Genomic DNA, 13,444 nt, shown 5'->3' with positions numbered 1-13,444 from the left:
CCCCGGTCCCGGGGGCCGTTGCAGGGACCGGGAATCAACCCTCGACCAGTGCGGAGCAGCCCGGGAAAAGGTGCCCGACCGGTGGCGCGCCGGTAGAGTGCCCGCAGAGCACGTGTCGACAAGCAGGAACCCCCGGGACACGGCTCCCCCGGGAGGGAAGGACTGAGGATGGACAGCGCACTGAGCCCCCGGGAGATCCAGTCGAGGATCCGCTCCGGGGCCAGCGTGGACGACGTCGCCGCCGAGGCGGGCGTGCCCACTGAGCAGGTGGAACCCTTCGCCGTCCCGGTGATCGCCGAGCTCGCCCACATCGTCGAGACCGCCATGGGCGCCCCGGTGAGACGGCACGCGGATCCCGGATCGCACCGTTCGCTGGGTTCGGTCGTCGAGCAGGTGTGCCGGTCCCACGACCTGGACCAGAGTGTGCTCTCCTGGCGCTGCTGGCGCCATCCCGACCGCACCTGGGCGCTGCTGGCCACCTGGCAGGGTGAGCCCGGCCCCGGAGAGGGGCAGGCCACCTTCAAGTTCGATCTGCGCGGCCGCTACTCCACCCCGCAGGACGCCGGTGCGCGCTGGCTGGTGGACGACCGCACCGCCCTGGTCGATCCCGACCAGGATCCCGAGGATCCCGACCAGGAGCCCACCATCGATCTCAACGATGAGCTCGCGATCGTCCGCGCCGTCAGCGACCGACCCCGCCGGCGCCCCGGCAACCGCCGCACCACCCGCGCCGCCACCGAGCGGGTCGCCGGGTCGCCGGCCGCTGCGCCGGGCAGCACCGAACAGGCGAGCTCCGGTGAGACATCTGCCGCGGGCCGCGGCGACCGGCACCGCGATCCCGCCCCCGAACCGCAGGTCGAGCTGCCGACACTGCCAGGAATGACCGCCACCAACGGCGTCTACGACTTCGTTCCGAGCACCGACCACCAGATGGACACCCTCTACGAGGTGCTGGCCGGATTCCAGGAGGACTCGGTCAACGTCTACGAGGGTCTCGACTCGCCCCCGGTGGCCGACACCGGCGCGGAGGCGGCCGGTGTCCAGACGACACAGGGCACCGGCGACGCGGGTGACGATCGCCCCGACGACCAGTCCGGTACCGGCTCGTCGGACCCGGGCTCCTCGAGCAGGGAGCAGTCGAGCACAGAACCGTCGAGCAGGGAACCCGCCGACACGGGCAGGCCGGGCAACGGCCGGGGCGCCGGTGCCGAGCCCTCCGGCGACGAGCACTCCGACTCCGAACAGCAGGAGTCGCAGCTCGAGGAGGGGTCCGGGGGCAGGTCGACGAAGCCCGGGGGACGCCGTGGCCGCCGCGGAGGTCACAGCAAGAGGGCATCGGTGCCCAGTTGGGACGAGATCATGTTCGGTGGCCCCACTCCTCATCTGTGACCCAGCCACCCCTCACCTGTGAACCGGCCGTCCGGTCGACAGCAGCCGGGCAGGTCCTCACCAGGTCGGCGTGCCAACCATCTGCCATCTCATCGGGATGGCCATCTCCGCGCGGCTGAGTGAGCCGTGCATGCCCACCAGTCCCAGCTCCTGGGGGGCTCGCCGGGTCATCACCGCCCAGTCACTCCTCATCGCGACCAGGACGTCGCCGACCCGGTTGCGCAGGGTCGGGTCCCAGGCGCCGAACAGGCCCTGCTCGATCGCCCGGTCCGCGGTGAGGACCACGCCCCGGTCCGCCAGGATCTCGGTCCAGCTCCGGGCCACCTCCAGGGGGTTTCGCGTGTAGATCTGGCGGAATCGCGGCTCTCCCCCGATGTCGTCGACCTCGGCCGTCAGCTGGGGCTCGTCCTCCACCACCAGACGGTGCGCGGCGGGGACGTCGATCATCCCGTGGTCGGCGGTGACCACCAGCACGGTGCCCGGTTCCAGCCCCTCGCACAGCGCCTGGACCAGTTCATCGACCCAGCTGAGACGACGACTCCAGGCCGATGACTCGCACCCCCGGCCGTGGCCGACATGATCCAGCGACCGTTCGTAGACGTAGCACAGGGACCTCTCGCCGGTTCCCGATCCCTGGCCGGCGAGCTCCACCCGCAGATCGATGTCCTCCTCGTCGTCGACTCCCAGGAACTGCGGCCCGCGCAGCGAGGCCCGGGTCAGGCCGGACCCCTCGAATCGGCGGGGACCCACCGAGGTCACCGCCACGCCGGCACCGGCCAGTCGCTGGAAGGCGGTGCGGTGGGGCTGGACGACCGCGGGATCGTCACCGCCCTGCCAGCTCAGGGCGTTCATCATCCGGCCACCCACCGGGGAGCGGAAGGTGTATCCCATGATCCCGTGGCACCCGGGCTGGCTGCCGGTTCCCAGACAGCTCAGCGAGGTCGCGGTGGTCGAGGGGACCGCACAGGTGACCGGCACCGGGCAGCGCTCCAGGGAGTCGAGCTGGGGGGCCAGCCGGCGATGCCGGTCCAGCAGCTGCTCCCCCATTCCGTCGACCAGCAGGACGACGTAGCGGCGGGCCTCAGGCAGGCCGAAGGGATCCTGGTCGAACAGCTCCATGCCAGCGGTGTCAGGATCGGCAGATCCGGGATCTGCGCGGCCGGAGGTCAGGTGGGAGCCGATCGCCGGGACCAGCTGGGCCAGTGTCGTGGCGCCGTGGCGCGGCAGCAGGAACTCGTCGGGCCAACAGGTGGCGGGCACGGATCCGGAGGTGGACACGGGTACGGGCACGAGCTCGACTCCTTCTCAGGCCCGCATGGATGCGGGACGATCGGGACCACTATGCCACCGGGACGCCGGTGGATTCTCGGGCGTGTGCTCAGGAGCCGGAGGAATGGGGGGTGTCCTGCACTAGGGTCGGCATCATGACGAACCGCCCTTTCATCGGTGCCCGGGTGGAAGAGGCCCTCACTCGTCGCCTGAACCGGATCGTGGGTCGGCGCGGCTGGATCACCAAGGTGATCCCGTACTTCGGTTACGGCTCCCAGACCGGGATCCGGATCCTCGCCCGGGTGGTGACGGCCCCTCCGTTGGGACGCACCGTGCTGGGCCGGGTCGCCGAGGACTTCCTGGGTCAGCGCGGCTGGCGCAACTTCCTCCAGGTTCCGGCTCCCGGCGCCGAGGTGTCCCTCATCCTGGCCGGGGAGAGGATGGCCCTGCACGCCGATCGGAACGGCTACATCGACCTGCGGGTCGCCAACCCTGGCCTGGCACCGGGATGGCACGAGTTGAGGCTCGACGGCCCCGACTCCTGCTCGGCGCGGGCCCGGGTCCTGGTGGTGGCCCCCGAGGAGACCTTCGGGATCATCTCCGACGTCGACGACACGGTGATCGCCACCTTCCTGCCTCGGTCCCTCATCGCGGCCTGGAACTCCTTCGTCCGCACCGAGCAGGCCCGACAGTCGGTGCCGGGAATGGCGAGGATGTACCAGCGGCTGCTCGCCGAGCACCCGAGCGCACCGGTGGTCTACGTCTCGACCGGGGCCTGGAACACCTATCCCTTCCTCACCCGGTTCCTGGCCCGCCACGGGTACCCGACCGGTCCTCTGCTGCTCACCGACTGGGGGCCCACCAACACCGGCTGGTTCCGCTCCGGACCCGAGCACAAGAGGGCCGCACTGCGCGAGCTCGCCCGGGACTTCCCGCACATCCGGTGGGTGCTGGTCGGCGACGACGGCCAGCACGACGTCGACCTGTACACCGAGCTCGACGAGGGGCGGCCCGGACATGTCCGGGCCATCGCGATCCGCGAGCTGTCGCCGGCCCAGCAGGTGCTGGCGCACGGGGCGGCAACCGCCCTGGAGCGCTGGTCACGGTCCGGCTGGGGCCACGGGTCGGCGCCGCTGGTGAGGGCCGCCGACGGAGACCAGTTGTATCCCCGGCTGCGTGAGGCTCTCGCCAGGACCAGCCGCTGCGAGGACGACGCCGCGGAGGGTCGGCAGAGCGACTGAGGCCTCGATCCGGTAGCGTGGTGGGGCCCCTCAGCTGGCCCTGGAGCGGGGACGGGCGCACACTGGTGCCGCCACCCGCCGGACCGTACGAGCGATGTGACGATGTCAGGGACGTGAGGAGTACAGGGAATCGATGGCCAGGTCGACCGTGGATGACGACTTCACCGAGAACATCATCGACGTGGACGTCTCCAGCGAGATGGAGAACAGCTACCTCGAGTACGCCTACTCGGTGATCTACTCGCGCGCCCTGCCCGACGCCCGGGACGGGCTCAAACCGGTGCAGCGTCGGATCCTCTACAGCATGGGCGACATGGGGGTGCGCCCCGACCGGCCGCACGTCAAGTCCGCCAGAGTGGTCGGCCAGGTGATGGGCCAGCTGCACCCGCACGGCGACTCGGCCATCTACGACGCCCTGGTGAGAATGGCCCAGCCGTGGGCGATGCGACTGCCGCTGGTCGACGGGCACGGAAACTTCGGCGCCCTGGACGCCGGGCCGGCGGCGATGAGGTACACCGAGTGCCGGATGGCCCCCTCGGCCCAGGCGATGATCGAGGGACTCGACGAGGACACCGTCGACTTCGTGCCGAACTACGACGGCAAGGAGACCGAGCCGGGTGTGCTGCCGTCGGCCTTCCCGAACCTGCTCGTCAACGGCGCCTCGGGGATCGCGGTGGGGATGGCCACCAACATCCCGACCCACAACCTCGTCGAGGTGGTGGCGGCACTGCGCCACCTGCTGGTCCACCCGGATGCCGATCTGGACACCATGATGCGGTTCATCCCGGGGCCCGACATGCCCACCGGCGGACGGATCGTGGGCCTCGACGGGATCCGCGACGCCTACGCCACCGGCCGGGGCACCTTCCGGATCCGCGCCACCACCTCAATCGAACGGGTCTCCCCGCGACGGATGGGGATCGTCGTCACCGAGCTGCCCTACATGGTCGGTCCGGAGAAGATCATCGACCAGATAAAGACCCTGGTGCAGTCCAAGCGAATCTCCGGCATCGCCGACGTCAAGGACCTCACCGACCTGGCCAACGGCACCCGTCTGGTCATCGAGGTCAAGAACGGGATCAACGCCGAGGCGATGCTGTCACGGCTCTACCGGCTCACCAAGCTCGAGGACACCTTCGCGGTCAACGCGGTGGCCCTGGTCCAGGGGCAGCCGCGGACCCTCGGGCTGCTGGACCTGCTGCACATCTACCTCGAGCACCGCCTGGAGGTCACCCTCCGGCGCACGACATTCCGGCTGCACAAGGCCAAGGACCGGCTCCACCTGGTCGAGGGGCTGCTCACTGCGATCGTCGACATCGACGACGTCATCGCCATCATCCGGTCCTCCCAGGATGCCTCCGAGGCCCGCACCCGGCTGATCGAGGCCTTCGATCTCGACGAGATCCAGGCCAACTACATCCTCGACATGCAGCTGCGGCGTCTCACCCGCTACTCCACCATCGAGCTGGAGTCCGAGCGCGACGACCTGCTGGCCGAGATCGACAAGCTCACCGTCATCGCCACCGACGACCGCCAGCTCCGCAAGGTGGTCTCCCGCGAGCTGGCGGCGGTCTCCAAGACCTTCGGCACCCCGCGGCGCACCGTCCTGCTCGGCTCGGCGGGATCGGCGGCCGGTGCCGAGGAGCCCCTCGAGGTGCCCGACTCCCCCAGCTGGGTGCTGCTGTCGTCCACCGGACGACTGGCCCGCGTCGACACCGATGAACCGCTGGCCTGGCAGGGTCCGCGCGCCCGCCACGACACCATCGCCTCGACCGCCCTCAGCAGTACCCGGGGCGAGTTCGGGATCCTCACTTCCGCGGGACGGTTGATCCGCGCCCGCACCATCGACCTAGTGAGCCTGCCGGCCACCGCCACGGCACCGTCCCTGGCCGGGGGCAGCCCGGTGGACGAGCTGGTGGATCTGGCGGCCAAGGAACGCGTGATCGGCGTCACCAGCCTGACGGGGGACGGGCCCTCCCTGGCCCTGGGAACCCGCAACGGTCTGGTCAAGCGGGTCAACCCCGAGCTGCCCACTGGCGACTCGTGGGAGGTCATCACCCTCAAGGACGGTGACGAGGTGGTCGGCGTCGCCGAGTGCGAGGACCCGGAGGCGCAGCTGTGCTTCGTCACCTCCGATGCCCACCTGCTGCACTACCGCGCCGGCCTGGTGCGCCCCCAGGGTCGGAAGGGATCGGGGATCGCCGGCATCCGGGCCTCCTGTCCGGTGATCTTCTTCGGGGCGGTGGCTCCCCGCCACGCCGTGGTGGTGACGGTGGCGGCGGCCGCCGCCGACCAGCTCGACGGGCCCGCCACCTCGGTGAAGGTCACGGACCTGTCTGAGTACCCCGCCAAGGGCCGGGGCACGGCCGGGGTGCGCTGCCACCGCTTCCTGTCCTCCGAGACCGTCCTAGCGCTGGCCTGGGTCGGGTCCGAGCCGGCGGTCGCCTGCACCTCCGACGGCAGTCCGGTCGAGTTGCCCACCGAGCGGGGACGCCGTGACGGGTCGGGTGACCGCACCGCTGCGCCGGTGGTTGCGGTGGCCAGTAGACGTCATGGCCCGGCCTCAGACGTCGAGTGCCCCGTTTCCCCCAGCACCGCTCCTCCGGCCTCCGCGGCCCCCGTCTCCGGGGGGCCGTCGCAGTCTGAGGGGACCGCAGGCACCGATCCCGAGTCCAGGCCCGGACCGGACCGTCGGAATCGCGAGGACGGCTCGGGGACCGATTCCGGGCAGCCCGAGTTGTTCGACTGATCGCGGTCCCGGCGGCCCTGTCAACGGTCCAGCCGCACCATGTCACGGCGTGACAGTGGCCCTGACTTCGGTAGTGTCTGGCCCATGGCATTCACCGATCTCCTCGAGGGCAATGCGCGTTACAGCGCCGGTTTCACGGAGAAGGGCGTCCCGGGAAGAGCCGCGCGAGGGGTGGCCGTGGTCACCTGTATGGACTCGAGGCTGGATCCTCTGGCAATGCTCGACCTCAAGGTCGGAGATGCGAAAGTGCTGCGTACGGCCGGTGGTCGAGTGACTCCCGACGTGCTCACCGCCCTGGTGGTCGGGGTCCATCTTCTCGGGGTGACCCGGATCATGGTGATCGCCCATACCAGATGTGCGATGGCGTCAGGGGATGACACTCAGATTGCCGGGGCGATCGAGGCTGCCGACGGGACGAACGTCCACGGCATGCGGATCGGCGCCACCACCGACCAGCTCACCGCCCTCCATTTCGACGTCGATCAGCTGCGGTCGAACCCACTGATCTCCGCCGAGACCGCAGGGTTCATGTACGACGTCGACACAGGCGCCATCACCCAGGTCAACTGACCCCAGCACAGGAGGAGAGATGACGAGCAACAATCAGGGGCCAAGCTCCCCGTGGGACCCGAACTCCGGCCAGCAGAACTGGGGCCAGGGCGGCCAGCAGCGGGATCCGCAGCACCCGCCGCAGAACTGGGGATCGGCCAACCAGCCGCCCCAGGGTCCGCAGTCCCCGCAGAACTGGGGGTCGGCCAACCAGCCGCCCCAGCAGAACTGGGGCCAGCAGGCTCCCTATGACGGTTCGACCCAGACCTGGCCGGCCTCCGGCTCGGACCCCAACTCTCCCAACTCCGGGAACTGGAGCGGCCAGCAGCCCTGGGCCCAGCAGCCCGGACAGGGCGGTGGTGGCCCCACCGGCCCCCATGGCTCCCGCAAGGGGATCGGGATTGGGATCGCCATCGTGGCCGTCGTCCTGGTGGCCGCGGTCGGACTGGCCTTCTTCCTGGTGAACCGGAACAAGGACGGTGGCGAGCAGGCTCAGGGCGGGTCAACCTCCTCGGCGAGCACGGACTCCGGCTCCCAACCGATCAAGACCATCGACGACCCGAAGGCCGCCGTCCAGGACTACTTCGACGCCGTCATGAAGGGCGATCCCAAGCGGGCCCTCAGCTACGGCCGCAGCAGCCCCTCGGGCTCCTCGAAGTACCTCACCGCCGAGGTGATGAAGGCCGCCCAGAAGCAGAACCCGATCAAGAACCTCACCGTCGATGCGACCTCTGACTCCGACTTCAGCTCCTCGGTCAATGTGTCCTATGACATCGGCAGCGAGTCGATGACCAGCACCCTGCGGCTGTCCCGCACGGACAAGGGCGGCCACTGGCAGATGTCGCAGGCCGCCGCGAATGTGGATCTGAGCCGGATCGGTGGCGACGAGATCACCATCAACGACATGCCGGTCTCGGCCTCCAGGATCGCCCTGTTCCCCGGCGGCTACACCTTCCAGTCGGGCAATGACTACATCCAGTACGGCGACGACGACTCGACCCTCTACGTCAAGGAGCCGTCCAGCTACGTCTCCACCTATGACATGGCTCCGGCGCTCACGGCCAAGGGACTGAGCACCTACCGCTCCCTGGTCAAGGAGAGTCTCAATGCCTGCCTGGCCTCGAAGAAGATCCGGCCGACCGGGTGCCCGTTCTACTCCCCGAGCACCACCACCTCCGGAAGCTCCATCGTGGAGAACTCGGTGCAGTACTCCACCACCCAGGCCTCCAACATCGACACCCTGGTGCCGAGGCTCGCCCCCGGAACGATGCAGGCCAGCGGCTCGCTGTACCTGTACGTCAAGGTGACCGCGAAGACCCGCAGCTCCAGCGGGTCCACCGGTCAGGCCAGCGGTTCGGCCGGGACCTCCAGCACCCGACCCACCGTGGACTTCAGCGCTGACAAGCCGGTCGCCAGCTGGCCGGCCTCCTGATCCTGCCGCTCTGACCCAGCACACGATGCCCCCGGAACCGATCGGTTCCGGGGGCATCGTGCGTCACCTCCCGGTGCCAAGGAGCCCCGCAGGGAAGTCCCGGGACTCACTCCTTCCCGGAGTGCTCGACGTCTGGTCTGACGGCGTCGGCGACCGGGATCATCGCCACCAGACCGGCCACCAGCACCACCGCGATGCCGAGGATCCCCCAGTACTGGTTCGAGTCGCCGCCGCGCGCGGCGTGCCCGATGGCGATGAAGGCGCCGAACAGCAGCGGGGCGAGGAACGACACCGCCTTGCCGGTGGTGGCGTAGAGGCCGAAGACCTCACCCTCCATGCCCGGCGGGCAGACCCGGGCCAGGTAGCTGCGGGAGGCCGACTGGGCAGGTCCGACGAAGGCGCACATCGCCATCCCCAGCACCCAGAAGACGATCTGGCCGCCGTCGTGGAGGATGAACACCGCCACAGCAGCGACGATGAGCGCGACCAGGGACCAGACGATGACCCGGCGGGGTCCGATCTTGTCGTCGAGCAGCCCGAAGGCGATGGTGGCCACCCCGGCGACCAGGTTCGCGGCGATCCCGAACACCAGCACCCCGGCCGAGGTGAAACCGAAGGTCTGCTTGGCGATCACCCCGCCGAACTGGAAGACGCCGTTGAGCCCGTCCCGGAACAGTGCCGAGGCGATCAGGAAGAGGACGATCGACCGGTGGCTGCGCCACAGTCGGGAGACCGAGTGGCCGAGTTCGACGTAGGCGTCCCGAAGGCTGCGCGGGGAGCCGGCGACCGGCTCGACCCGTGGGGGGTCGCGCAGGATGAGGAAGGTGGGCAGGGTGAGCAACAGGATCCACACAGCGCAGAACAGCATCGACACCCGGATGTTCATGCCATTGGTCGAGGTCACCCCGAACCAGCCGATGGTCGGCTTGATCCAACCGATGTAGATCACCAGCAGGGCGATGATTCCCCCCACATATCCCATTCCCCAGCCCAGCCCGGAGATGCGTCCCACCTTGGAGGGTTCGGCGACCTCGTCGAGCAGCCCGTTGTAGATGGAGCTGGCGACATCGCTGATGATCGTGCCCACTCCGAGCAGAATCAGGCCCAGGGTGAGGTAGGAAGCCCTCGCCTCGACGAGGAAGAGGCACCCGGCGAAGACCGCCAGCGCCCAGGTGAGCCATCTCAGGACGCCGATCCGTCGTCCGGCCCGGCCGGCCCACTGGCCGACCACCGGGGCGAGCAGGGCGATCATCAGTCCTGCCAGCGCCATCGTCCACGACAGTGCGGTGCTGGTGAGGTCCCTGGGACCGAAGGAGTCGCTGACGATGTAGACGCTGAAGACGAAGGTGGTGATCACCGAGGCGTAGGGCTGGGTGCCGGGATCCCACATCGCCCAGCCGAGCATCCTGCGGCGTCTGGCACGCACCTCGTCGTGGTGCGACGACACCGGCCGATCGCCGACCTGTGATCCGGCGTCCCCGCGCTGAGAGCTCATGGCCCCGAACGCTACCGGAGTTGGCGGCCCGCCTCCATCACTGGTAGGGCCAGGGTGCACCGCCTGTGGTCAGGCGTCGATCCGCTCCTGATCGAGCCGGTAGGCCCCCTGGACGATGAACTCCTTGCGGGGGGCCACGTCGCTGCCCATCAACACCTTGAAGGTGTGCTCGGCCTCCTCCGCGTCGTCGATGGTGATCCGCCGCAGGGTGCGGTGGTGGGGATCCATCGTGGTCTCCTTGAGCTGGGAGGCATCCATCTCGCCCAGCCCCTTGTACCGCTGCGGCTCCTTGAACCGGATCCCCTTCTTGGTGAGGCTGGCCAGGGTGCGCTGGTACTCGGCGTCCGAGTAGGTGTACAGGTACTTGTCCATCCCCCGCTTGGGGTTGATGAGTTCGAACCGGTGCAGCGGTGGCACGGCGGAGTACACCCGTCCGGACTCGATCATCGGCCTCATGTACTTGAAGAACAGGGTGGCGAGCAGGGTGCGGATGTGGGCCCCGTCGGAGTCGGCATCGGCCATGAAGATCACCTTGCCGTAGCGGGCCTGGTCGATGTCGAAGGTCTTTCCGGAGCCGGCCCCGACCACTTGGATGATGGAGGCGCACTCGGCGTTGCGCAGCATCGCCCCCAGATCGGCCTTCTGGACGTTGAGGATCTTGCCGCGGATCGGCAGCAGGGCCTGGTGCTCCGAGTTGCGGGCCACATTGGCGGTGCCCAGTGCCGAGTCCCCCTCGACGATGAACAGTTCCGTGCGGTCCGGGTCCGAGGAGCGGCAGTCCTTGAGCTTGGGGGGCAGGTGGGAGGACTCCAGGGCGTTCTTGCGGCGCTGATTCTCCTTGTGGGCCCGTGCCGCGACTCTGGTCCGGGAGGCATTGACGACCTTCTCCATGAGGGCCCTGGCCACCGGTTTGACCGCGGCCTTGGTGGAGGTGAGGAAGTCGGTCATCTCGGACTCCACGATCCTGGAGACCAGTCGTCTCACCGGTGGGGTTCCCAGCACCTCCTTGGTCTGGCCCTCGAACTGGGGTTCGGCGAGCTTGACGGTGACCACCGCGGTGAGCCCCTCCAGGACGTCGTCCTTGACGATCTCCTCCGAGGTGCGCAGCAGCCGGGTGCCCTCAAGGGCGCCGGTGAAGGCCTTCACCAGGCCGTGCTCGAACCCCTGGACATGGGTGCCCCCCTTGGGGGTGGCGATGATGTTGACGAAGGACTTCTCGACGGTGTCGTAGCCGTCGCCCCAGCGCACCGCGATGTCCACGTCCAACCGCCGCTCCACATCGGTGGGGACCATTGCGCCGTTGGCATCGAGTTCGGGAACCGTCTCGGTGAAACTGTCGTGGCCCTGCAGGCGGAGCACCTCGGTGACCGGACGGCCGCTCGCCAGGAAGTCGGCGAACTCGGAGATGCCGCCGTCGAATCGCAGCGACTCGGTGACCTCGTCGATCGGCTCGCCGGTCTCCGGGGAGATCTGGACGCCGCGGCGGTCGGCGATCTGGATCTCCAGTCCGGGGACCAGGAATGCGGTCTGCCGGGCCCGGTCGACGAGCTTGCGCCAGGACAGTTCGGCCTCGGGAAGGAAGATCTGGCGGTCGGGCCAGTACCGCACCCTGGTGCCGGTGACCCCCCGCTTGGCCCTGCGCAGCTTGTCGACTCCCGATCCGGGGGTGAATGCGGCATCCGGGCCGTCCCCCTCGAAACGCCCGGGCACCCCGCGTCGGAAGCTCATCCCCCAGGTGGTCCCCTTGCGGTCCACCTCGACGTCGAGCCGGGTGGACAGCGCGTTGACCACCGAGGCGCCCACTCCGTGCAGACCTCCGGAGACCTTGTACGCCCCACCACCGAATTTTCCGCCGGCATGGAGCTTGGTGTAGACCACCTCGACGCCGGACAGGCCGGTGCGGGGTTCGGTGTCGACCGGAATGCCTCGCCCCCGGTCGGTGACGTGGATGGACCCGTCTGCCTCCAGGGCCACCGTGATGAGTCGGCCGAACCCGGCCAGTGCCTCGTCGACGCCGTTGTCGAAGATCTCCCACAGGCAGTGCATCAGTCCTCGGGTGTCGGTGGACCCGATGTACATCGCAGGACGCTTGCGCACCGCCTCCAGCCCCTCCAGCACGAGGATGCTCCTCGCCCCGTACTCGCGGCCCGCCTCCTCGACGGCCGAGCGCCGCAGGGAGTCGGGTTGCGTCGCACTGCCGGACTGCTTCGCGGTGCTGGATTGCTGAGCTGTGGTCACGACAGGGACATTACCGGTCGGCTCCGACAGTTCCACGACGCCGACCCCGCTCGCACCCCTGTCAGCGGTCGCAAACCGGTCGTCGACACATCGTTGTGGTGCCGGTCGTTACGATAGGGAACACAACGGACCGGCGGTGCGTTGCCACAGATGACTCGCGGGGTCGCTCCGGTGGCCCCGCGCCCAGGGCTCCCGATCGGGAGCCGCATCCAATCAGAGGAGGTTGTCATGGGAACCACGATGATCGAGGACCGCGCGCTGACCGCGGCAGATCGCTGCGACCGCTGCGGCGCGCAGGCGTACTTCCGGGTGACCCTCCACAACGGCGGCGAGCTGCTGTTCTGCGCCCATCACGCCAAGGCCCACCAGGACAAGCTGAAGCAGGTGGCGCTGTCCATCCACGACGAGACCGGCCGTCTGAGCTGACGACCCGACGAACAGGAGCCCCCGGACACCACGGTGTGTCCGGGGGCTCCTGTCGTGTGTCATGCCTCGCCGCGCACCATCCGTTCCAGCAGCACCCCGCCCAGTGAGTTGTCGGTGGATCCGGGTTCCACCTCGAAGCCGTGTCGTCGCAGGAAGTGCTGAGCCCGCAGATTGTCCTTGAACACCCAGAAGTGCGCCGGCCGGTCGCCGATCGCGGCGGCGATGAGAGCGTCCGAGGCCCCGCAGGTCCGCGCCTCCGGCATCACGTGGAGGGTGGACAGCTCCAAGGGGGTCGGTGCGTCGGGATCGGTGCTGGTCTGGGTGAGGGCGACGCCCACGATGCGCATGTCGAGCAGGTCGTCGATGACCCAGAAGGAGGCTCCGGCGTCCATCAACTGCTGCCAGGACTCCACCGTCGCATGGATCGTCTCGGGCCCGGTGAGCTCCTCCAGGGCCTCCGGGGGAATGACCGACTCGCCGATCTCACGCAGGCAGAGCGCCTGGACCGCGGCGGCCTCGACGAGATCCTTGCGGGCCGCCCGACGGACCGCGAACCGTCCGGGACCCTGGTGGTGGGCATCCTCGTGTGCACCATTGCTGAGCGACGTTGCCATGGGCAGAGCCTACCGGTGCGGGGGTTGCCTGGGGAGGGATCG

9 protein-coding genes and 1 pseudogene are annotated in these 13,444 nt (G+C 69.1%); 6 read left to right on the top strand and 4 right to left on the bottom strand.

Annotated features, from left to right (window positions below; all coding sequences use genetic code 11):
* Positions 1-156: 156 nt before the first annotated feature.
* Positions 157-828, top strand: a pseudogene (gene sepH, locus H590_RS19355) (septation protein SepH); the annotation flags it as partial.
* A 618-nt stretch (positions 829-1,446) separates the two neighbouring features.
* Here sepH and H590_RS0106960 read toward each other — a convergent pair.
* Entirely contained in the window at positions 1,447-2,619 is a 1,173-nt protein-coding gene (locus H590_RS0106960) for an alkaline phosphatase family protein (protein WP_028702990.1), read from the bottom strand.
* Between the two features lie 194 nt (positions 2,620-2,813).
* Here H590_RS0106960 and H590_RS15435 point away from each other — a divergent pair, with 194 nt between their 5' ends.
* The 4 genes from H590_RS15435 to H590_RS0106940 all read left to right on the top strand — a co-directional run bounded on the left by H590_RS15435 (position 2,814) and on the right by H590_RS0106940 (position 8,629).
* Positions 2,814-3,899, top strand: coding sequence for an App1 family protein phosphatidate phosphatase (locus H590_RS15435; RefSeq protein WP_084149338.1), 1,086 nt, complete (start codon positions 2,814-2,816; stop codon positions 3,897-3,899).
* Between the two features lie 133 nt (positions 3,900-4,032).
* Positions 4,033-6,648, top strand: a complete 2,616-nt coding sequence (locus H590_RS15430; protein WP_084149337.1) for a DNA gyrase/topoisomerase IV subunit A — start codon at positions 4,033-4,035, stop codon at positions 6,646-6,648.
* Between the two features lie 84 nt (positions 6,649-6,732).
* A complete protein-coding gene (locus tag H590_RS0106945; RefSeq protein WP_028702989.1) occupies positions 6,733-7,218 on the top strand; it encodes a beta-class carbonic anhydrase in 486 nt (161 codons plus the stop codon).
* A 19-nt stretch (positions 7,219-7,237) separates the two neighbouring features.
* Complete coding sequence (locus H590_RS0106940; RefSeq protein WP_028702988.1) at positions 7,238-8,629, top strand: hypothetical protein; 1,392 nt, start codon at positions 7,238-7,240, stop codon at positions 8,627-8,629.
* 106 nt (positions 8,630-8,735) lie between these two features.
* On the opposite strand, the gene H590_RS15425 is transcribed toward H590_RS0106940, so the two are convergent.
* Together H590_RS15425 and H590_RS0106930 are read right to left on the bottom strand one after the other, a co-directional pair.
* A complete protein-coding gene (locus H590_RS15425) occupies positions 8,736-10,124 on the bottom strand; it encodes an MFS transporter (protein WP_084149336.1) in 1,389 nt (462 codons plus the stop codon).
* 69 nt (positions 10,125-10,193) lie between these two features.
* A complete protein-coding gene (locus H590_RS0106930; protein ID WP_051238283.1) occupies positions 10,194-12,299 on the bottom strand; it encodes a DNA gyrase/topoisomerase IV subunit B in 2,106 nt (701 codons plus the stop codon).
* Between the two features lie 291 nt (positions 12,300-12,590).
* On the opposite strand from H590_RS0106930, the gene H590_RS0106925 reads away from it, so the two are divergent.
* Positions 12,591-12,788, top strand: coding sequence for a DUF7455 domain-containing protein (locus H590_RS0106925; protein ID WP_027586685.1), 198 nt, complete (start codon positions 12,591-12,593; stop codon positions 12,786-12,788).
* 59 nt (positions 12,789-12,847) lie between these two features.
* On the opposite strand, the gene H590_RS0106920 is transcribed toward H590_RS0106925, so the two are convergent.
* Complete coding sequence (locus tag H590_RS0106920) at positions 12,848-13,402, bottom strand: GNAT family N-acetyltransferase (RefSeq protein WP_028702986.1); 555 nt, start codon at positions 13,400-13,402, stop codon at positions 12,848-12,850.
* Between the last annotated feature and the right edge of the window lie 42 nt (positions 13,403-13,444).

It is taken from the genome of Acidipropionibacterium jensenii DSM 20535, from assembly GCF_000425285.1.
GTDB lineage: Bacteria > Actinomycetota > Actinomycetes > Propionibacteriales > Propionibacteriaceae > Acidipropionibacterium > Acidipropionibacterium jensenii.
The sequence above is the reverse complement of the archived record's forward strand: the minus strand, read 5'-3'. Positions and strand labels throughout refer to the sequence as shown.

Excerpts from the sequence above, each read along its gene's own strand:
- H590_RS15435 (WP_084149338.1), top strand. The coding sequence starts at position 2,814 with ATGACGAACCGCCCTTTCATCGGTGCCCGGGTGGAAGAGGCCCTCACT.
- H590_RS15430 (WP_084149337.1), top strand. The coding sequence starts at position 4,033 with ATGGCCAGGTCGACCGTGGATGACGACTTCACCGAGAACATCATCGAC.
- H590_RS0106945 (WP_028702989.1), top strand. The coding sequence starts at position 6,733 with ATGGCATTCACCGATCTCCTCGAGGGCAATGCGCGTTACAGCGCCGGT.
- H590_RS0106940 (WP_028702988.1), top strand. The coding sequence starts at position 7,238 with ATGACGAGCAACAATCAGGGGCCAAGCTCCCCGTGGGACCCGAACTCC.
- H590_RS15425 (WP_084149336.1), bottom strand. The coding sequence starts at position 10,124 with ATGAGCTCTCAGCGCGGGGACGCCGGATCACAGGTCGGCGATCGGCCG.
- H590_RS0106925 (WP_027586685.1), top strand. The coding sequence starts at position 12,591 with ATGGGAACCACGATGATCGAGGACCGCGCGCTGACCGCGGCAGATCGC.
- H590_RS0106920 (WP_028702986.1), bottom strand. The coding sequence starts at position 13,402 with ATGGCAACGTCGCTCAGCAATGGTGCACACGAGGATGCCCACCACCAG.